Genomic DNA, 20,449 nt, shown 5'->3' on the forward strand with positions numbered 1-20,449 from the left:
CCCATGTCACTGCTAGAAATCAAGAATCTCAATGTCCGCTTCGGCGACAAGACCGCCGTCCCGGTGGTCGACGGCCTCGACCTGGCCGTGGACAAGGGCGAAGTCCTGGCCATCGTTGGCGAGTCGGGTTCGGGTAAATCCGTGACCATGATGGCGCTGATGGGCCTGATCGAGCATCCCGGCATCGTCACCGCCGATGCCCTGCGCTTCGACGGCAAGGACATGCTCAAGCTCAACGCCCGCCAGCGCCGGCAGATCGTCGGCAAGGACCTGGCGATGGTGTTCCAGGACCCGATGACCGCGCTGAACCCCAGCTACACCGTGGGTTTCCAGATCGAGGAAGTCCTGCGCCTGCACCTGAAGATGTCCGGCAAACAAGCCCGCAAGCGTGCCATCGAGCTGCTGGAAAAGGTCGAGATCCCGGGCGCGGCCAGTCGGATGGATGCCTATCCGCACCAGCTGTCCGGCGGCATGAGCCAGCGCGTGGCAATTGCCATGGCGATTGCCGGCGAGCCGAAACTGCTGATCGCCGATGAGCCGACCACCGCCCTGGACGTGACCATCCAGGCGCAGATCATGGAGTTGCTGCTCAACCTGCAACAAGAGCAGAACATGGGCCTGGTGCTGATCACCCACGACCTCGCGGTCGTCGCCGAAACCGCCCAGCGGGTCTGCGTGATGTACGCCGGCCAGGCCGTGGAAGTCGGCCAGGTCCCGGGCCTGTTCGAGGTCCCGGCGCACCCCTACAGCGAAGCGCTGCTCAAGGCGATTCCGGAACACAGCCTGGGCGCCGCGCGCCTGTCGACCCTGCCGGGCATCGTTCCCGGCCGCTATGACCGCCCGCAGGGTTGCCTGCTGTCGCCGCGCTGCCCGTACGTGCAAGAGAGCTGCCGCCAGCAGCGTCCGGGCCTGGACCCGAAAACCAATAGTCTCGCCCGTTGCTTCTACCCGCTGAACCAGGAGGTGGCGTAATGGCCGTCGTTCTCACCGCCCGCGACCTCACCCGTCACTACGAAGTCTCCCGCGGCCTGTTCAAGGGCCATGCGCTGGTGCGCGCCCTCAACGGCGTGTCGTTCGAACTGGAAGCCGGCAAGACCCTGGCCGTGGTGGGCGAATCCGGGTGTGGCAAGTCCACCCTGGCCCGTGCCCTGACCCTGATCGAGGAGCCGTCTTCCGGCTCGCTGAAGATTGCCGGCCAGGAAGTCAACGGCGCCAACAAGGCCGAGCGCAAGCAACTGCGCAAAGACGTGCAGATGGTGTTCCAGAGCCCCTACGCGTCGCTCAATCCACGGCAGAAGATCGGTGACCAGCTCGGCGAGCCGCTGCTGATCAACACCAACCTGTCGGCTGCCGAGCGCCGCGAGAAAGTGCAGGCCATGATGCGCCAGGTCGGCTTGCGCCCTGAGCATTACCAGCGTTACCCGCACATGTTCTCCGGCGGCCAGCGCCAGCGGATCGCCCTGGCCCGGGCGATGATGCTGCAGCCCAAGGTATTGGTGGCGGACGAGCCGACCTCGGCCCTCGACGTCTCGATCCAGGCCCAGGTACTGAACCTGTTCATGGACCTGCAGCAGGAGTTCAACACCGCCTACGTGTTCATCTCCCACAACCTGGCGGTCGTGCGCCATGTGGCGGACCAGGTGCTGGTGATGTACCTCGGCCGGCCCGCGGAAATGGGCCCGAAGGAGGACATCTACACCCGTCCCCTGCACCCGTACACCCAGGCACTGCTGTCGGCGACCCCGACCATTCACCCGGACCCGCTGAAGCCGAAGATCAAGATCGTCGGCGAGCTGCCCAACCCGCTGAACCCGCCAAGCGGCTGCGCGTTCCACAAGCGCTGCCCGTACGCGACCGAGCGTTGCAGCACGGAACTGCCGGAGTTGCGCCAGGTGGATACCCGCCAGGTTGCCTGCCACTACGCCGAACAGTTCCTCTGACCGGCAACAAAAAAGCGCCCTCCTGAAGAAGCGAGGGCGCTGGAAACCCAGCCCTTTCTGTCAGGTTGCGCATCGACCCGACAGAAGGGGCTTTTTCATTTCTGGTCCTGATCGATCAAGTATCGTTGTCACCATCTTCATCGTCGTCGCTATCAGGTTCCTTGGTGGTGGAGTCATCGTCGCCCTTGCTGCCACCCTGATCTTCGTCACCGGGTTCGGCATCAGACTTGGCGACCATCAAACCACTGCCCTGGACACTGTTCGCTCCCCACAAGCCATGGGCCTGGGGCGGGCTCGTGCTGGCCCAGGCTGCCGTCGTGCCGAGTGACAGCATCACCAGCACCTTGAGCAGCAACACAATGCGTTGAAAGATTTTCATCGTCGATCCAGTCCTTCTGTAGGTAAGTCGCGAGTGCCTGAGCGCCGGCTCGCAGAACCTGCGCCAGCTTTGTCTGAACCTAGCCCCGTCGACGATTTTTTTCCATGCTGGCTACATGAAACTTTCCGGCGCCTCTTAGAACGATTCCGACTATTGAGCAGAACTGAAAAACCTATGGCACGTTTCAACCGCCCATAAAAAACCCCGCTGCCGAGCAGCGGGGTTTTCGGTGGAGCCCGTTGTTCGTCCGTGACGAATCAGTGGTGCTCACGGGTGGCGCGGAATTTCACATCCGGCCAGCGCTCTTCCATCAGCGCCAGGTTGACCCGGGTCGGCGCCAGGTAGGTCAGGTGACCGCCGCCGTCCAGCGCCAGGTTTTCCACGGCCTTGACGCGGAATTCCTCCAGCTTCTTCTTGTCGCCGCACTCGATCCAGCGCGCGGACCAGACGGTGATCGGCTCGTAGGAACATTCGACCTTGTATTCCTCTTTCAGGCGGCTGGCGACCACATCGAACTGCAGCACACCGACGGCGCCGAGGATGATGTCGTTGCTGCGCTCCGGGAAGAACACCTGGGTCGCGCCCTCTTCCGCCAACTGCTGCAGGCCCTGGCGCAGTTGCTTGGACTTGAGCGGATCGCGCAGGCGTACGCGGCGGAACAGTTCCGGGGCGAAGTGCGGGATACCGGTGAAACCCAGGGCCTCGCCCTCGGTGAAGGTGTCACCGATCTGGATGGTGCCGTGGTTGTGCAGGCCGATGATGTCGCCGGCGTAGGCCTCTTCCAACTGCTCACGCTCGGAGGAGAAGAAGGTCAGCGCATCGCCGATCCGCACGTCCTTGCCAGTACGTACATGGCGCATTTTCATGCCCTTGTCGTACTTGCCGGAGCAGATGCGCATGAAGGCGATACGGTCGCGGTGCTTGGGATCCATGTTCGCCTGGATCTTGAACACGAAGCCGGAGAACTTCTCTTCCACCGGCTCGACCGTACGCTCGTTGGCCACCCGGGCCAACGGCTTGGGCGCCCAGTCGACCACGGCGTCGAGCACATGGTCGACACCGAAGTTGCCCAGTGCGGTACCGAAGAACACCGGGGTCAGCTGGCCGTCGAGGAACTCCTGCTGGTTGAATTCGTGGCAGGCGCCCTGCACCAGTTCCAGCTGCTCGATAAACCGCTCGTACTCGTCACCCAGGTGGGCGCGGGCTTCGTCCGAGTCGAGCTTCTCGATGATCTTCACCTCGGTGCGCTCGTGACCATGACCGGCGGTGTAGACAATGATGTAGTCGTCGGCGAGGTGGTAGACGCCCTTGAAGTCGCGGTAGCAGCCGATCGGCCAGGTGATCGGCGCGGCCTTGATCTTCAACACCGCCTCGATTTCGTCGAGCAGTTCGATCGGGTCGCGGATATCGCGGTCGAGCTTGTTGATAAAGCTGACGATCGGCGTGTCACGCAGGCGGCAGACATCCATCAGGGCGATGGTCCGTGGCTCGACGCCCTTGCCGCCGTCGAGCACCATCAACGCCGAGTCCACGGCGGTCAGGGTCCGATAGGTGTCTTCGGAGAAGTCTTCGTGACCCGGGGTATCGAGCAGGTTGACCATGTGGTCCCGGTAGGGGAACTGCATGACCGAGGTGGTAATGGAGATACCACGCTGCTTCTCCATCTCCATCCAGTCGGAGGTGGCATGGCGATCGGACTTGCGAGATTTCACCGTGCCCGCCACCGCAATCGCCTTGCCCATCAGCAACAGCTTTTCGGTGATGGTGGTCTTACCCGCATCCGGGTGGGAAATAATGGCGAAGGTGCGGCGTTTCGCGACTTCGGCGGCCTGGTTGGTCATGGGAAATCGCCTGACAGGTGATTCAAAAAAGGGCGCAGATTATAGACCAAAGCCGACCCCAGCGGCCACCGCTGCCCTGCCGCCCGGCAGGCCACGAGATGGCCAAATGCAATTAATTGGGGAACCTTTTAAAGCGCACAGGCGTCCATTCCCCTGCCATGACCTTTCGTCAGGTGTAGAAAAATCAGCAAGTTAGCCTGACGAAGGCGGCGCTTATGGCTTTCCCATGTTGTGTTTCCGGCATGGCGACAGCTGCTTTTCGCGAACACTTTTCCAGAAGCCGGGCATGGCCTCGCCTCACGGAAAACTGTCTGCCGACTAAAAAAAAGGAGTCCATCTGTGGCTAATCGCTATGGCCAAGGGCTTATCGGAGGAGCGGTCGTCATCGTCCTCCTGGCCCTGCTGATCCACTGGATCGGCATCAGCACTATCGAGCACTACCGAGACGACTTGTGGTTCTACCTGCAAGCTCACCTTTACCTGGTACTGGCGTCGATGTTCGCCGCCCTTGTCGTCGGGATTCCCGCCGGCATCTTCCTCAGCCGACCGACCATGGTGGGCCGCGCCGAACGCTTCATGCAGGTGTTCAATATCGGTAACACCGTTCCCCCCCTGGCAGTACTGGCGATTGCCCTGGGGATCCTCGGCATCGGCGCGGGTCCGGCGATCCTGGCCCTGTTCCTCGCTTCCCTGCTGCCCATCGTGCGCAACACCTACGAAGGCCTGAAAAACGTCGAGGGATCCCTCAAGGAAGCCGCCGTCGGCATCGGCATGACCCCGCACCAGGTGCTCTGGCGGGTCGAGCTGCCCAATGCCGTGCCGATCATCGTCGGTGGTGTGCGGGTGGCCCTGGCGATCAACGTCGGTACCGCGCCGCTGGCCTTCCTGATCGGCGCCAACAGCCTGGGCAGCCTGATTTTCCCCGGCATCGCCCTGAACAATCAGCCGCAATTGATCCTCGGCGCGGCGTGTACCGCCCTGCTGGCGCTGCTGCTCGATGGCCTGGTGACACTGGCCAGCCGCCTCTGGCTGGAACGCGGCCTGCGGCCCGCCTGAGCAAAGGAAAAACCATGAAAAGATTCTGCTTGTTTCTAGGCTGTGCCCTGCTGTTCGCAGGATGGGCCCAGGCCGCCGAAAAGCCCGTGATCCGCATCGGCGCCCGGGTGTTCACCGAACAAACCCTGCTCGCGGAAATCACCTCGCAGTACCTGCGGACCAAGGGCTATGACACCCGGGTCACCGGCGGCCTGGGCAGCAACCTGGCCCGTAGCGCCCACGAAAGCGGGCAACTGGACATGCTCTGGGAATACACCGGGGTGTCGCTGGTGGCCTACAACCATGTGACGGAAAAACTCGACAGCGAACAGTCCTACGCACGGGTCAAGGAACTCGATGCGAAAAAGGGCCTGGTCTGGCTCACGCCGTCGAAGTTCAGCAACACCTACGCCCTGGCCCTGCCGCAGAAGGTCGCGCAACAGTACCCGCAGATCAACACCATCAGCCAGTTGACCACGGTACTCGCCGCCGAGGCGAAAGAGCGGCACCTGGTAGCCCTCGACACCGAGTTCGCCAACCGTTCCGACGGCCTGGAAGGCATGGTGAAACTGTATGGCATGAACCTGACGCGCCAGAACATTCGCCAGATGGATGCCGGCCTGGTCTATACCGCGCTGCGCAATGGCCAGGTGTTCGCGGGGCTGGTCTACACCACCGACGGTCGCCTGAACGCCTTCAAGCTCAAGCTGCTGGAGGATGACCGCCACTACTTCCCGGACTACACCGCCGCCCCCGTGGTGCGTCAGGCCTACCTCGACGCCCATCCGCAACTGGCCGCCGACCTCAAGCCGCTCGCCGAACTGTTCGACGACGACACCATGCGCCAGCTCAATGCCCGGGTCGACGTCGATCACCAAAGCCCGTCCGCCGTGGCCGCCGACTTCCTGCGCCAACACCCCATCCACTGAGGAGAAGACATGGAATTCCTGAACGCCTTTTCCCATCTGGACTGGCCACTGGTCCTGCACCTGACCGGGCAACACATCACTTTAGTCGGCATTGCCGTGACCCTGGCGATTGTCGTCGGCGTGCCCCTGGGCGTACTGATGACCCGTTTCCCGGCGCTGGCCGGTCCCCTGCAAGCCAGTGCCACGGTGCTGCTGACCGTGCCGTCGATTGCCCTGTTCGGCCTGCTGCTGCCGTTCTACTCGAAATTCGGCCAGGGCCTCGGACCGCTGCCGGCGATCACCGCCGTGTTCCTCTACTCGTTGCTGCCGATCATGCGCAACACCTACCTGGCCCTGACCGGCGTCGAGCCGGGCATCCGTGAAGCCGCCCGCGGCATCGGCATGACCTTCGGCCAGCGCCTGCGCATGGTCGAACTGCCGATCGCGGTGCCGGTGATCCTCGCCGGCGTGCGCACCGCCGTGGTGATGAACATCGGCGTCATGACCATCGCCGCCACCATCGGTGCCGGCGGCCTGGGCGTACTCATCCTCGCGGCCATCAGCCGCAGCGACATGTCGATGCTGATCGTCGGTGCCGTGCTGGTCAGTGTCCTGGCCATCGCCGCCGACCTGCTCCTGCAATGGCTGCAACGCTCGCTGACTCCCAAAGGACTCCTGAAATGATCGAACTACAGAATCTGAGCAAGACCTTCCAAAGCAACGGCAAGGCCGTCAAGGCCGTCGACTCGGTGAGCCTGACCGTCAACGAAGGCGAGATCTGCGTCTTTCTCGGCCCTTCGGGGTGCGGCAAGAGCACCACGCTGAAGATGATCAACCGGCTGATCGTGCCGACCTCGGGCCAGGTCCTGATCAACGGCGAAGACACCACCCAGCTCGACGAAGTGACGCTACGCCGCAATATCGGCTACGTCATCCAGCAGATCGGCCTGTTCCCGAACATGACCATCGAGGAAAACATCACCGTGGTGCCGCGCCTGCTCGGCTGGGACAAACAGAAATGCCATGACCGGGCCCGCGAGTTGATGAGCATGATCAAGCTCGAACCCAAGCAGTACCTGCACCGTTATCCACGGGAACTGTCCGGCGGCCAGCAGCAGCGCATCGGCGTGATCCGTGCCCTGGCGGCGGATGCTCCGCTGCTGCTGATGGACGAGCCGTTCGGCGCGGTCGACCCGATCAACCGGGAGATGATCCAGAACGAGTTCTTCGAGATGCAGCGGGCACTGAACAAGACCGTGATCATGGTCAGCCATGACATCGACGAAGCCCTCAAGCTGGGCGACAAGATCGCCATCTTCCGCGGCGGCAAGCTGATCCAGATCGACCATCCGGACACGCTGCTGGCGCATCCGGCGGATGATTTCGTCAGCAACTTCGTCGGCCAGGACAGCACCCTCAAGCGCCTGTTGCTGGTCAAGGCCGAGGACGCGGCAGACAACGCCCCGTCGGTGAGCCCGGAAACGCCGGTGGCCGACGCCCTGGAGCTGATGGACGAGCACGACCGCCGCTATGTGGTGGTGACCGATGCCGCGAACAAGGCGCTGGGTTATGTCCGCCGCCGCGACCTGCATCGCCAGGCGGGCAACTGTGGGCAGTACCTGCGCGAGTTCAATGCGACCGCAGCCTACGACGAGAATCTGCGCATTCTGTTGTCGCGGATGTACGAGTTCAACCGCTCGTGGCTGCCGGTGATGGACGCAGAGCGGGTGTTCCTCGGCGAAGTGACCCAGGAGTCGATTGCCGCCTACCTGAGTTCCGGGCGCTCCCGAGGGGCCAAGACCAGCATCGTGTCACCAGCCGAGATGGCCGCGGTCTGACAGGCCGCCATCGCCGGCAAGCCGGCTCCCACAGGGGATCGTGCCCAGCGCCGATCCCGTATTCGGCATGGAGCCCCCTGTAGGAGCCTGGCTTGCCAGCGATGAGGCCCCTGAAGCCGCCAACAGCTTCGCGGGCAAGCCCGCTCCCACAACAGCCTGCTCCCAGACCCGCCCCTCCGACACAGGCAGCGCCAACGGGGATTGGCATAAAACCCGCAAAAATCCCCTTCCCGAGGGAACATCAGACTGTCATCCGGGTCGGTTAAATAAGTGACTGATCCGGGTTACGCGACGAGCGCGTGCAAAAACGCGACATTTTTAGTTGATCTCAAGCCCCTCAAGTCCTAAAGTTCGCGCCGAACGTCCATGCTGGAAACGATCCATCCGGCTCAAGTACTGACGACGAGACAGCAAGGCCAAGGGAAGCGGTTGATCCCATGGCCTTTTTGCTTTCGGCGACATGCCTTGGGAAGTAGGCGAACCAAAGTGGGGATACGGAGGACGTTCATTTGCACCCATTGATAACTCACGTTTGCCACTAGGAGTCCCCCCGCATGTCGATCCAGGTCGAAGACTATTTCGCGCGCGATACCTTTGAGAAAATGAAGGCGTTCGCCGACAAGCAAGAAACCCCTTTCGTGGTCATCGATACCCAGATGATCTCCCAGGCCTACGATGACCTGCGTGCAGGTTTCGAATTCGCCAAGGTCTACTACGCCGTCAAGGCCAACCCGGCCGTCGAAATCATCGACCTGCTGAACAAGAAAGGCTCGAGCTTCGACATCGCCTCGATCTACGAGCTGGATAAAGTGCTGAACCAGGGCGTCAGCCCGGATCGCATCAGCTACGGCAACACCATCAAGAAATCCAAGGACATCCGCTACTTCTACGAGAAGGGCGTGCGCCTGTACTCCACCGACTCCGAAGCCGACCTGCGCAACATCGCCAAGGCCGCACCGGGCTCGAAAGTCTACGTACGCATCCTCACCGAAGGCTCGACCACCGCCGACTGGCCGTTGTCGCGCAAGTTCGGCTGCCAGACCGACATGGCCATGGACCTGCTGATCCTCGCCCGCGACCTGGGCCTGGTGCCTTACGGCGTGTCCTTCCACGTCGGCTCGCAACAGCGCGATATCAGCGTCTGGGACGCGGCTATCGCCAAGGTCAAGGTGATCTTCGAGCGCCTGAAAGAAGAAGACGACATCCACCTCAAGCTGATCAACATGGGCGGCGGCTTCCCAGCCAACTACATCACCCGCACCAACAGCCTGGAAACCTACGCCGAGGAAATCATCCGCTTCCTCAAGGAAGACTTCGGCGACGACCTGCCGGAAATCATCCTCGAGCCAGGCCGTTCGCTGATCGCCAACGCCGGTATCCTGGTCAGCGAAGTGGTGCTGGTGGCGCGTAAATCGCGAACCGCCGTCGAACGTTGGGTATACACCGACGTGGGCAAGTTCTCCGGCCTGATCGAAACCATGGACGAAGCCATCAAGTTCCCGATCTGGACCGAGAAGAAAGGCGAGATGGAAGAAGTGGTCATCGCCGGGCCCACCTGCGACAGCGCCGACATCATGTACGAAAACTACAAGTACGGCCTGCCCCTGAACCTGGCCATCGGCGACCGCCTCTACTGGCTGTCCACCGGTGCCTACACCACCAGCTACAGCGCGGTTGAATTCAATGGCTTCCCGCCGCTGAAGTCGTTCTACGTGTAAGCCTCCACGCCTGCGCTGCAGCCGAAAGGCCCGTGATTGCTCACGGGCCTTTTTTATTGTCACTTTGCCGGGCTATCCGCTGACACCCATCGATGCCCGGGTCCGCAGAAGGTACTCCAGGGCGCTTGAAGGCTCAGCCCAACAACCCGTGCAGTGCCGCGCGATCCTGCTCGTCGCCCAGGGCAGCCGCCTGCTGGTGGTAGGCCAGCGCCATGGCACGGATTCGCGGATCCCTGGCCGCCAGCAGGGTCTGGCGGCTGATCCGCAGGAATTTCAGATTGCCGCCGGCCAGCGCCTTGTGCAGCCACTCCAGCGCCTGGTCGACCCGGCCCAGGTCGGCCAGCACCGTCGCGTAACTGAACTGCCCGCGAAAATCACCGGCCTCGGCGGACCGGCGATACCACTCGCAGGCGGCAACAAGGTCAGCGGGACAGAAACGCCCATCTTCCAGATAGCGCCCCAGCAGGTTCATCGATCTGGCATGGCCCATCCCGGCGGCACGCCGGTAGTGCGCCAGCGCCTGGGCCTGATCCTCCCGCACCCCGCGTCCGGTCGCCAGCAGGTTGGCGTAGTTGTACAACCCCCAGTCCAGCCCGCCCTGCGCCGCCAGGTGGTAATGCCGCGCCGCCAGCCGCTCATCGGGCGCGCAACCCCAGCCGTGCTCATGGCAACGCCCGAGCATGTTGCGCGCCATCAAGTGACCGTCATTCGCGGCGATTTCAAACCAGCGCAGCGCCAGGGCCTGGTCGCGTTCGATGCCCTGCCCGTCCAGCAGTATCTGCCCCAGCAACGCCTGGGCCTCGACGACCCCTTCCGCCGCCGCCAGCAGGATCGCCTGGGCTGCGCGGGCCGGGTTCTCTTCCAGCATGACCTTGAGCGAATCGCCGTCCAGCACCTCTTCGCGCCTGTACAACAGCATGACGCCGACACCTTAAAGAGAAATAATCGCAATAGTATCTGATTCCCATTGATGCGGTAAGATACGCACCGATAAGCGCCTTACATCTGCGTTTCCGACCGCCCTGGCGCCTGTAGCGTTATGTAGCGGTCTGTTTGTAAAAAGCTAACAAATATGAATTCGTCGCATTCGCACACACGGCATAATGCGCGCCGTGAAGCATGACTTTGATTGAGCAAGGCGGTCGCCGTGTTGAAGAAAACACTGTTCCAGTTGCATTGGCTGTTCGGCATCAGTGCCGGGCTGGTGCTGGCGTTCATGGGCATCACCGGGGCCACGGTGTCCTTTCAGGACGAACTGCTGCGTCTGCTCAATCCCTCGGTGCTGCAAGTCGAGGCACCGAACCACGAGGCCCTGCCGCCCGCCGAGCTGGTGCGCAGGCTCGAAGCCAGAGAAGGCCAGACCGTCGCGATGCTGTGGGTCGAGCCCCACGGCGACAGCGCCGGCCGGGTGTTCTTCACCGCGCCGCCAGGTGAACGACGCGGGCAGCTGCGCTATTTCGATCCCTACACCGGTGACTACCAGGGCGATGTCGTCGGCCTGGACTTCTTCAACCTGATGCTGCAACTGCACCGGTACCTGGCCATGGGCGACACCGGTCGCCAGATCACCGGCGCCTGCACCCTGATGCTGGTGTTCTTCTGCCTCTCCGGCCTGTACCTGCGCTGGCCGCGCAAGGCCCTCGACTGGCGTGCCTGGCTGACCCTCGACTGGGCGAAAAAAGGCCGCGCCTTCAACTGGGACCTGCACTCCGTGGCCGGAACCTGGTGCCTGGTGTTCTACCTGCTGTCGGCCCTGACCGGTTTGTCCTGGTCCTATGAGTGGTACAGCAACGGCCTGAACAAGCTGTTCGCCGACTCCGTGGCCCAGCAGCGCAAGGTCGGACGTGGCCCCGCCCCGACCGGCCCGACGCCCACCGCCGACTACGACGCGATCTGGACCAGCATCAAGAGTGCCGCGGGCCCCGAGCTCAGCGCCTATAACATCCGCATGCCACCCGTGGCCGGCCAGCCGGCAACCGTGTATTACCTGCTCGAGGATTCACCCCATGATCGCGCCCTCAACCAGATCATGCTGGATCCGGCCACAGGCGCCATCCGCGAGCACTTCCGCTATGCCGACAAAAGCCTCAAGGGACAGTTGCTGACCAGTATTTATGCGCTGCATGTCGGCAGCTACTTCGGCCTTACCGGGCGCATCCTGCTGACGATTTCCAGCCTGACCATGCCGCTGTTCTTCATTACCGGCTGGCTGCTGTACCTCGATCGCCGCCGCAAGAAACGAGCGGTGAAAAAAGCCCGCGGCGGGCTCGGCCAGAACAGCAGCAACGCTCCCGCCTGGCTGGTGGGTTTCGCCAGCCAGAGCGGTTTCGCCGAGCAACTGGCCTGGCAGACCGCCGGCCAGTTGCAGGCCGCCGGTCTGCCGGTGCGGGTCCAGCCCCTGGCCGAGGTCGGCGAACGGGAGCTGCGCGAATCGCAGCATGCCCTGTTTGTCGTCAGCACCTTTGGTGACGGCGAAGCACCCGACAGCGCCCGTGGCTTCGAGCGCAAGGTGCTGGGTCAGGCATTGGCCCTCGATGGCCTGAACTATTCGGTGCTGGCCCTCGGTGATCGCCAGTACCCGCACTTCTGCGGCTTTGCCCGACGCCTGCATCACTGGCTCGAAGCCCGCGGCGGCAACGTCCTGTTCGCGCCGATCGAAGTCGACAGCGGCGATCCCTATGCCCTGCGCTACTGGCAGCAGCAGCTCAGCCAGATTACCGGGAGTGCGCCCCTGGTGGCATGGCAGGCGCCACGGTTCGACAACTGGACCCTGGCTCGACGCGTGTTGCTCAACCCGGGCAGCAGCGGTTCCGGCGTCTACCTGATCGGCCTGGATGCTCCGACGCCAACCCCATGGCAAGCAGGTGACCTGGTGGAAATCATGCCGCGTCACCACGGCGCGACAGTCGAACATTTCCTCGCCGGGCTCGGCCTGCAAGCCACTACCCCGGTGCAACTCGACGGCCTGCAGGAAACCCTGGCCCAGGCGTTGGCCGGTCGCCAGTTACCGGATAATCGCGGGCACCTGGTGGGCCTGCATGCCCAGGCCCTGGTCGATGCGCTGGTGCCCCTCGCCCTGCGTGAATACTCCATTGCCTCCATCGCCAGCGACGGCCAGCTGGAACTGCTGGTCCGCCAGGAACGGCACGCGGACGGCAGCCTCGGGCTCGGCTCCGGCTGGCTGACCGAACATGCGCCGGTGGGTGCGGCCATCAGCCTGCGCCTGCGGCGCAACAGCGGTTTCCATCTGCCCGGCGAACCGCGTCCGCTGATCCTGTTGGGCAACGGTACCGGGCTGGCCGGATTGCGCAGCCTGCTCAAGGCACGTATCGCCGATGGCCAGACACGCAACTGGCTGCTGTTCGGCGAACGCAACATCGCCCACGACTTCTACTGTCGGGAAGAGTTGCAGGGCTGGTTGGCGACGGGCGATCTCGCCCGGCTGGACCTGGCATTCTCCAGGGACCAGCAGGACAAGATCTACGTGCAGGACCGCTTGCGGGAGACGGCGGATGAGCTGCACCGCTGGCTCGCCGAAGGTGCCGCGATCTATATCTGCGGCAGCCTGCAGGGCATGGCATCGGGTGTCGACCAGGTCCTGGTGGAACTGCTCGGGGCCGAGTCCGTGGAGCGCCTGATCGAGCAAGGGCGCTATCGGCGGGACGTCTACTGACCTGCCCTCACCGCTCACTCACCGATCGTTCCCACGCTCCGCGTGGGAATGCAGCCCGTGACGCTCCGCGTCACAAAGCGGACGCAGAGCGTCCAGAGAGGCATTCCCACGCGGAGCGTGGGAACGATCATTGCGCCTGGGCCGGCTCCACGGTCAACTCGACTGCTTCCGGTCGCTTGAGCACGGCATAGGTCACCGCCGTCAGCAAGCTGCCGGCGATGATCGCCAGCAGATACGGCAGCGTGTGGTTGATCGCATTCGGAATCAGCATCACGAACAGCCCGCCATGGGGCGCCATCAGCTTGCAGCCGAAGTACATCGACAGGGCACCGGTCAGCGCGCCACCGGCGATGCTCGCCGGAATCACCCGCAACGGGTCCTTGGCGGCAAAGGGAATCGCCCCTTCCGAGATAAAGCACAGGCCCAGCACGAAGGCAGCCTTGCCCGCCTCCCGCTCGCTCCGGGCAAATTTGCGTCGGGCAATCAGGGTGGCGATGCCCAGGCCGATTGGCGGCACCATGCCGGCGGCCATGGTCGCGGCCATCGGCGCATAGCTCTGCGACGCCAGCAGCCCGACCGAGAAGGCATACGCCGCCTTGTTGATGGGCCCGCCAAGGTCGACGCACATCATCCCGCCGAGCAGCACACCCAGCAGGATCGCGTTGGTGGTGCCCATGCTGTCGAGGAAATGCGTCAGCCCCTCCAGCATCCCCGCCACCGGTTTGCCGACCACATAGATCATCACCAGGCCGGTGAACAGGCTCGCCAGCAACGGAATGATCAGGATTGGCTTCAGGGCTTCCAGACTGGCTGGCAACCGCGCATGACGATTGATCGCCCTGGCACTGTAGCCGGCGAGAAAACCGGCAACGATCCCGCCGATAAACCCGGCGCCAAGGGTGCTCGCCAGCAGGCCACCGATCATCCCCGGGGCCAGCCCGGGACGGTCGGCAATCGAGTAGGCGATATAGCCGGCCAACAGCGGCACCATCAGCTTGAAGGCGCTTTCCCCGCCGATCTGCATCAGCGCCGCGGCCAGCGTGCCCGGCTCCTTGAACGCGGTGATACCGAAGACGAAGGACAGCGCGATCAACAGGCCGCCCGCCACCACCATCGGCAACATGAATGAAACCCCCGTCAGCAGGTGCTTGTAGACACCGGCCTTTTCCTCCCTGGCCGGCGCCGCGCCAGCGCCTGTCGCGGCACTCTCCGGCGTGCCTTCGGCCAAGGCCTTGCGCAAGGTCGCGTCCGGTTGTTTCAGGGCCACGCCGGTGCCACACCGGTAGATGTTCTTGCCGGCGAAACGCTCGGTGGCGACTTCGATATCGGCCGCCAGCAAGACCACGTCGGCTTCGGCAATCGCCGCCGCGCTCAACGGGTTGCGCGCACCGACCGAGCCCTGGGTTTCCACCTGCAGCTCGTAGCCCAGGCGCCTGGCCGACTGTTGCAAGGCTTCGGCGGCCATGAAGGTATGAGCGACGCCGGTCGGACAGGCCGTCACCGCCACCAGGCGCGGTGCGCGCTGGGCCACCACCGGCGCCGCAACCGCGGCCTCGGGGGCGATGTAGACACTCGCTTCTTCGGCACCGCGTCGCAGTACCGCTTCGACGTCCTGCAACGCCTGGGCCGGGGTGGTCTGGAACACCCGCTTGCCGACAAAGCGCAACATATCCACAGGCGCGCTGCTGACCACCAGCACCCATTCCGCCGCCGAGAGGGTCGCCGCCGACAACTGGCGCTCCGGGTGCCGGCTGTCGTGTACTTCGACACTGGTGCTCCAGCCCTGGCGCTGGGCCGCCGCTTCCAGCAGGCGAGCGCACAACACGCTGGTGACCATGCCGTTCGGGCAGGCGGTAACAATGGCTAACTTCATCACAATCCCTCTTATTGTTCTGTCAGGGCGTGCACGCTGACGCCGCGTTCAAGCTGCGCCAGTCGTTCCCTGTCACCGATGCCGAAACCGATCTGGGTCACGGCCAGGGCGGCAATCGCCGTGGCCGTGCGCAGGGTCTGCTCCGCGCCGTGCCCGCTGAGCAGGCCATGAAGCATGCCGGCCAGCAACGCGTCGCCGGCACCGACGGTGCTCGCCACGCTGACGGTCGGCGGCAGCCCGTGCAATGCCGGTGCGGCGCAGAACCAGTTGACCCCTTCGGCACCGTGGGAAACCACCACGTGCTCGATGCCCTGGGCACGCAACCGGGTCGCTGCCGCGGATTGCGCGAGCAATGAGGTCACGGGGCTGTCCAGCGCTTCGGCCAATTCATCGGTATTGGGCTTGATCAACCAGGGCCCCGCCGCCAGTCCGGCCTGCAAGGCTGCGCCACTGGTGTCCAGGGCGACTTTCAGGCCCAGCTGTTTCAACCGCCGCAACAGCGCTTGCAGCCATTGTGGACTGACACCCCGGGGCAGACTGCCCGCGACCACCACGGCATCATGACCGGGGGCGATCTGTTCCAGCCGGTCCAGCAAGGCTTGCTGGGCCTCGGCACTGACCAGCGGACCGGGACCGTTGAGGTCGGTGATGCGGCCGTCGTGCTCGGCCAGCTTGATATTGCTGCGGGTCTCCCCCGGCACGCGGACAAAGGCATCGACAAATCCACGGCGGGCAAACAGGGTCTCGAAGGCTTGTTGATTGTCCTCGCCGAGAAAACCACTCACGGTCAGTTGATGCCCGAGGTCCGCCAGCACCTGGGCGACGTTCACGCCCTTGCCGGCCGCGTGGGTCTGCATGGCCTCGCTGCGATTGACCTGGCCCGGCTCCAGCCGTGCCAGTTGCACGGTCAGGTCCAGCGCCGGGTTCAGGGTCAGCGTCAGAATCCGCGCCATTACACCGCCTCCACGAGGGCGCGCACTTCATCGGCGCTGCCCACGGCCAGGGCCGCACGGGCCAGGGCCTGTGCGGCCGGCAGGGTCAGTTCGCGCACCCGCGCCTTGACCTCGGGAATGCTGCGGGCCGCAACGCTCAATTCGTCCACCCCCAGCCCGACGAGCACCGGTACCGCCAACGGGTCGCCCGCCAGTTCGCCGCAGACACCGACCCACTTGCCATGGGCATGAGCCGCGCGCACAGTGATGTCGATCAGTTGCAGCACGGCCGGGTGCAGGCCATCGGCCTGGGCCGAAAGTGTCGGGTGACCACGGTCGATGGCAAGGGTGTATTGCGTCAGGTCGTTGGTGCCAACACTGAAGAAGTCCACTTCTCGGGCCAGCACCGGCGCCAGCAGGGCCGCCGACGGCACTTCGATCATGATTCCCAGTTGCAGGTCGGCCACCGGAATTTCCAGGCGCAGGCGCTCGGTCATTTCCCGGGCCTGGCGCCACTCCGACACGCTACCGACCATCGGGAACATGATCCGCAGGGGACGGTTGTCGGCGGCCCGCAACAGGGCGCGCAACTGGCTTTCCATGATCTGCGGCCGTTGCAGGGTCAGGCGGATACCGCGCACGCCGAGGAACGGGTTTTCTTCCTTGGCGATCGGCCAGTAAGGCAGCGGCTTGTCGCCGCCGACATCCAGGGTCCGGACCACCAGCGGTCGCCCGCCCAGGCCGTCGAGCACCCGCCGGTATTCGGCTTCCTGGGTGGCTTCGTCCGGCGCCTGTGGATGCGCCATGAAGATCAGTTCGGTGCGCAACAGGCCGATGCCTTCGGCGCCCTGTTCCACCGCGCCGGCGACTCCGGCGCTTTCACCGATATTGGCAAAGACTTCCACCGCATGCCCGTCACGGGTCAGCGCCGCCTGGTGACGTTGTTCGGCAGCCTGGCGCAGGCGCTGTTCGCGGCTGTCGCGCTCCTCGGTGGCACGCTGCAAGGCGACGGCATCCGGCGAGACATGCAGCCGGCCACGCTGGCCATCGAGCAGCAAGGTCGTGCCCGGCGCCAGCAACAGCACCGCCGCGCCCGCCCCGACCAGTGCCGGGATGCCCAGGGCACGGGCGACGATCGCACTGTGCGCCGTGGCTCCGCCGCGGGCGGTGAGAATCCCCGCCACCCGCGCCGGATCCAGGCGCGCCACATCGGACGGGCCGACTTCGTCCATCACCAGTACATAGGGCTGCTCGGGCTCGGCCAGGGTTTCGACACCACACAACTGCGCCAGCACGCGCCGGCCGATATCCCGCAGGTCCGCCGCCCGCTCGGCCAGCAATGCATCCTGCAGGGACTCCTGCTGCCGGGCGGCCGCCTCGATCACTGCCATCCAGCCGGCTTCGGCGCTTTCACCCTGCTTGAGCCGGGTGTCGACCTCGTCGCTCAGTTCCGGGTCGTCGAGCATTTCCTGGTGGGTGATGAAAATCTCGCGAATGGCCTTGGCTTTGCTGCGCTGGATCAGACCATCGATATCCTTGCGCACCTCACTCAAGGCGCTGTGCAGGCGCTGGCGCTCGAGCGCGGCCGACTGGCCACGCAACGGGTAGTCGAATGTCTGCGGGACCTGGATATGCGCGGGGCCGATGGCGATCCCCGGCGCGGCGGCAATCGCCTGGACCTGGCTGCCGGCAACCGGGGCCGTCAAGGCTACGACCACCTCGTCCACGACCACGCTGGCGGCGCTCACCGCCGGCAAGGGTTCGACTTCCTCGCCGAGGCCTTCTGCCACCGCCGCCAGCAAGGCCGGCAAGGCATCGGCGGCGATCCCCGGTTCGGCAATGAACTCCAGCACCTGGGCCCGGCGCGCGCCGAGGCTGAGCAGCTTGCTCAGGCTTTTCACCGACACTGCGCTGCCCAGGGCGTCGACTATGCGCACACGAATATCGCCGTCGAAACGCTTCGCCAGTTGCGCGAGAACCTTCGCCGGCCGGGCATGCAGGCCATGGGCATTGGCCAGGGCGATGCGCGCGCTCGGCCAGTCGGCCGGCAATTCGCCGCCCAGTACCTCCAGTACCGCCCGGCTGCTGGTGGCGCGCCCCAGTTCATGGCCACGGCCTTCGATCAGCAGCGCACACAGGCGTTCGAGCAGGGCCTGATGAGCTTCGCCGAGACTGGCGAGACAGAACAGCCCACTCAAGGGTTGGCCGAGGTAGCGCAGCGGCTTTTCCGGTGTGACAAACGCCAACCCCGGCCGCTTGACCGTCTGCTCACTGTGCAGCCACCACAGGCCATCGCCCAGCGGCAACGCTTCGACCTGCTGCAGGACCGCGGCAAAACCGTTACTCACACAGTCGGCCTGGCGCAGCAGGCGGGCGCCACGCCAGACCAGTTCTTCGAAATCGTCGGCCGCCACGCCGAGGCCGATCATCTGGGCATCCAGCGCCAGTTCCTGCGGCGCGCCTTGCAGCAGTTTCAGCAAGGCTTCGGCGGAGCTTGCACGGCGCAGGGCCTGGCCCAGGTCCGTCTCGCCGAGGGCACGGGTGAGCAGTTGCAGCAGGCGCAGGTGCTCGTCGGATTTCGCCGCGATACCGATGGCCAGGTAAACGATCTGGCCATCGCCCCAATCCACGCCTTCGGGAAACTGCAGCAGGCGCACACCCGTGGCGAATACCTGGTCGCGGGTCTGCGGGGTGCCATGGGGAATCGCGATGCCCTGGCCGAGAAAGGTCGAGCCTTGCGCCTCACGGTCCTGCAAGCCGGCCAGGTAGCCCTCGGCCACCAGGCCGTCGGTCACCAGCTTGTCCGCAAGCAGTTGCAGGGCAGCAGACTTGTCCACGGCCGACTGGCCCATGGAAATCTGCTCTACGGTGAGCTCGAGCATGCCTTTCTCCTATTCAGCGCCCACAACGGGACGCTAGGTATTGTTTTGAATGAATCAGCCTGGGCTTGCGTGCCAGAACATAGCGAAATGGTCTTTCGGCAGGACCGTGACACCGGACGCAATCCCCGGAAAATACGCTTGCTGAAACGTTTAATCTAGCGTGTAGGACACGTTACTCGATTATTGTTCCGGGTTGAAGCCCTGCTGGTCGACAACTGGCTGTCGGCGAATCTGCTGGAAGAGCCGCGCATTTTTCAGTGATCTGGCGGGCCTGTTCGCGGGCAAGGCCGCTCCCACACGAGCCCGCTTCCCCACAAGTGGGCTCCCCTACCCGTCCGGTGCCCACACCCGCCCGCTTCCACAGTCGACTGCCGGAATAGGATACGATCAGAGAAAATGCAGCCGTGAGCTACAGCAAACAAGGAATCATCCGCTTGAAACTCAGTGATATTGCCCAACTGGCCGGTGTGTCCGTCACCACTGCCAGCTATGTCATCAACGGCAAGGCCGAGCAACAGCGTATCAGCAGCAGCACCGTGGAGCGGGTCCGGGCCGTGGTCGAGCAGCATGGCTTCACCCCCAATCCCCAGGCCGCCGGCCTGCGCAGCCGCAAGACGCGCACCCTCGGGTTTATCCTGCCGGACCTGGAAAACCCCAGTTACGCACGTATCGCCAAGCTGCTGGAGCAAGGCGCCCGCGCCCGCGGTTATCAGTTGCTGATCGCCAGTTCCGACGATGACCCGGACAGCGAACGCCAGTTGCTGCAACTGTTCCGCGCCCGTCGCTGCGACGCCCTGTTTGTCGCCAGTTGCCTGCCGGCCGACGATGACAGCTATCGCCAGTTGCAGGACCTGGGAATGCCGGTCATCGCCATCGACCGGGAAATGGAGCCGACGCATTTCTGCTCGGTGGTCAGTGACGACCATCAGGCCAGCCTGCAACTGACCCGCAGCCTGCTGCAACCGATGCCACGCCATATCGCCCTGATCGGCGCCCGCGCCGAGCTGAGCATCAGCCGGCAGCGGGCCGCCGGTTTCCAGGACGCGCTGGACGGTTTCAAGGGCGAGGTGCTGATCGAACACGGCGAAGCGTTCAGCCGTGATTGCGGCCGGCAACTGATGGATGCGCTGGTCAAGCGCCTCGGCCATCTGCCCGACGCGCTGGTCACCACCTCCTATGTACTCCTGCAGGGCGTATTCGATGCCTTGCACGACCATCCGCTCAAGCCACAGCCGCTGCGCCTGGGCACCTTCGGTGATACCCAACTGCTGGACTTCCTGCCCCTGCCCGTCAACGCCATGGCCCAGCAGCACCCGTTGATCGCCGACAAGGCCCTGCAACTGGCCCTGGCCGCCATCGAGGACAAGGACTACCGACCCGGCGTCCAGGCGATAGCGCGGACCTTCAAGCAGCGTATCCGCGAGTCCTGA

15 protein-coding genes are annotated in these 20,449 nt (G+C 64.3%); 9 read left to right on the forward strand and 6 right to left on the reverse strand.

All coding sequences use genetic code 11. The features are described 5' to 3' along the window. The first annotated feature begins 3 nt into the window (after positions 1-3). Together KI243_RS27645 and KI243_RS27650 are read left to right on the forward strand one after the other, a co-directional pair. The gene (locus tag KI243_RS27645) at positions 4-972 is read left to right on the forward strand and encodes an ABC transporter ATP-binding protein (protein WP_017123534.1); all 969 of its coding nucleotides are present in this window, start codon (positions 4-6) and stop codon (positions 970-972) included. Beyond that, entirely contained in the window at positions 972-1,940 is a 969-nt protein-coding gene (locus tag KI243_RS27650; protein WP_177084114.1) for a peptide ABC transporter ATP-binding protein, read from the forward strand. Before KI243_RS27645 ends, KI243_RS27650 begins: the two co-directional genes overlap by 1 nt. Positions 1,941-2,055: 115 nt before the next feature. Here KI243_RS27650 and KI243_RS27655 read toward each other — a convergent pair whose 3' ends face one another. Then, positions 2,056-2,319, reverse strand: coding sequence for a hypothetical protein (locus KI243_RS27655; protein ID WP_177127833.1), 264 nt, complete (start codon positions 2,317-2,319; stop codon positions 2,056-2,058). Positions 2,320-2,576: 257 nt separating this feature from the next. Beyond that, positions 2,577-4,160 (reverse strand): peptide chain release factor 3, encoded by a 1,584-nt coding sequence (locus KI243_RS27660; protein WP_177084110.1) that lies wholly within the window; start codon positions 4,158-4,160, stop codon positions 2,577-2,579. A gap of 339 nt (positions 4,161-4,499) precedes the next feature. On the opposite strand from KI243_RS27660, the gene KI243_RS27665 reads away from it, so the two are divergent. The 5 genes from KI243_RS27665 (at position 4,500) to KI243_RS27685 (ending at position 9,659) form a co-directional block, all read left to right on the forward strand. Next, positions 4,500-5,216, forward strand: a complete 717-nt coding sequence (locus KI243_RS27665; RefSeq protein WP_178990955.1) for an ABC transporter permease — start codon at positions 4,500-4,502, stop codon at positions 5,214-5,216. A 14-nt stretch (positions 5,217-5,230) separates the two neighbouring features. Further along, positions 5,231-6,124: a glycine betaine ABC transporter substrate-binding protein gene (locus KI243_RS27670; RefSeq protein ID WP_017123529.1), complete on the forward strand. Its 894-nt coding sequence runs from the start codon at positions 5,231-5,233 to the stop codon at positions 6,122-6,124. Between the two features lie 9 nt (positions 6,125-6,133). Next, positions 6,134-6,787: an ABC transporter permease gene (locus KI243_RS27675; RefSeq protein ID WP_017123528.1), complete on the forward strand. Its 654-nt coding sequence runs from the start codon at positions 6,134-6,136 to the stop codon at positions 6,785-6,787. After that, positions 6,784-7,941, forward strand: a complete 1,158-nt coding sequence (locus tag KI243_RS27680) for an ABC transporter ATP-binding protein (RefSeq protein ID WP_177084106.1) — start codon at positions 6,784-6,786, stop codon at positions 7,939-7,941. The genes KI243_RS27675 and KI243_RS27680 overlap by 4 nt, the downstream gene beginning before the upstream one ends. Before the next feature lie 554 nt (positions 7,942-8,495). Continuing rightward, a complete protein-coding gene (locus KI243_RS27685) occupies positions 8,496-9,659 on the forward strand; it encodes a type III PLP-dependent enzyme (protein ID WP_103032579.1) in 1,164 nt (387 codons plus the stop codon). Positions 9,660-9,792: 133 nt separating this feature from the next. Here KI243_RS27685 and KI243_RS27690 read toward each other — a convergent pair whose 3' ends face one another. Beyond that, entirely contained in the window at positions 9,793-10,578 is a 786-nt protein-coding gene (locus KI243_RS27690) for a tetratricopeptide repeat protein (RefSeq protein WP_212810118.1), read from the reverse strand. A 228-nt stretch (positions 10,579-10,806) separates the two neighbouring features. Here KI243_RS27690 and KI243_RS27695 point away from each other — a divergent pair, with 228 nt between their 5' ends. Continuing rightward, on the forward strand, positions 10,807-13,332 hold the full coding sequence (locus KI243_RS27695; RefSeq protein ID WP_212810119.1) for a sulfite reductase flavoprotein subunit alpha: 2,526 nt from the start codon (positions 10,807-10,809) through the stop codon (positions 13,330-13,332). Between the two features lie 127 nt (positions 13,333-13,459). On the opposite strand, the gene KI243_RS27700 is transcribed toward KI243_RS27695, so the two are convergent. From KI243_RS27700 to ptsP, 3 genes are read right to left on the reverse strand one after another with little or no spacing between them, the layout of a single operon-like run. Further along, positions 13,460-15,205 carry a PTS fructose-like transporter subunit IIB gene (locus tag KI243_RS27700; protein WP_212810120.1) on the reverse strand — a complete coding sequence of 582 codons (1,746 nt, stop codon included), beginning with the start codon at positions 15,203-15,205 and terminating at the stop codon, positions 13,460-13,462. 11 nt (positions 15,206-15,216) lie between these two features. Continuing rightward, positions 15,217-16,158: a 1-phosphofructokinase gene (gene pfkB, locus KI243_RS27705; protein ID WP_212810121.1), complete on the reverse strand. Its 942-nt coding sequence runs from the start codon at positions 16,156-16,158 to the stop codon at positions 15,217-15,219. After that, the gene (ptsP, locus tag KI243_RS27710) at positions 16,158-19,019 is read right to left on the reverse strand and encodes a phosphoenolpyruvate--protein phosphotransferase (RefSeq protein ID WP_212810122.1); all 2,862 of its coding nucleotides are present in this window, start codon (positions 19,017-19,019) and stop codon (positions 16,158-16,160) included. The genes pfkB and ptsP overlap by 1 nt, the downstream gene beginning before the upstream one ends. Positions 19,020-19,453: 434 nt before the next feature. Here ptsP and cra point away from each other — a divergent pair, with 434 nt between their 5' ends. Next, entirely contained in the window at positions 19,454-20,449 is a 996-nt protein-coding gene (gene cra, locus KI243_RS27715) for a catabolite repressor/activator (RefSeq protein ID WP_177084094.1), read from the forward strand.

Origin of the sequence: Pseudomonas sp. Ost2, assembly GCF_018326065.1 — a bacterium.
GTDB lineage: Bacteria > Pseudomonadota > Gammaproteobacteria > Pseudomonadales > Pseudomonadaceae > Aquipseudomonas > Aquipseudomonas gingeri.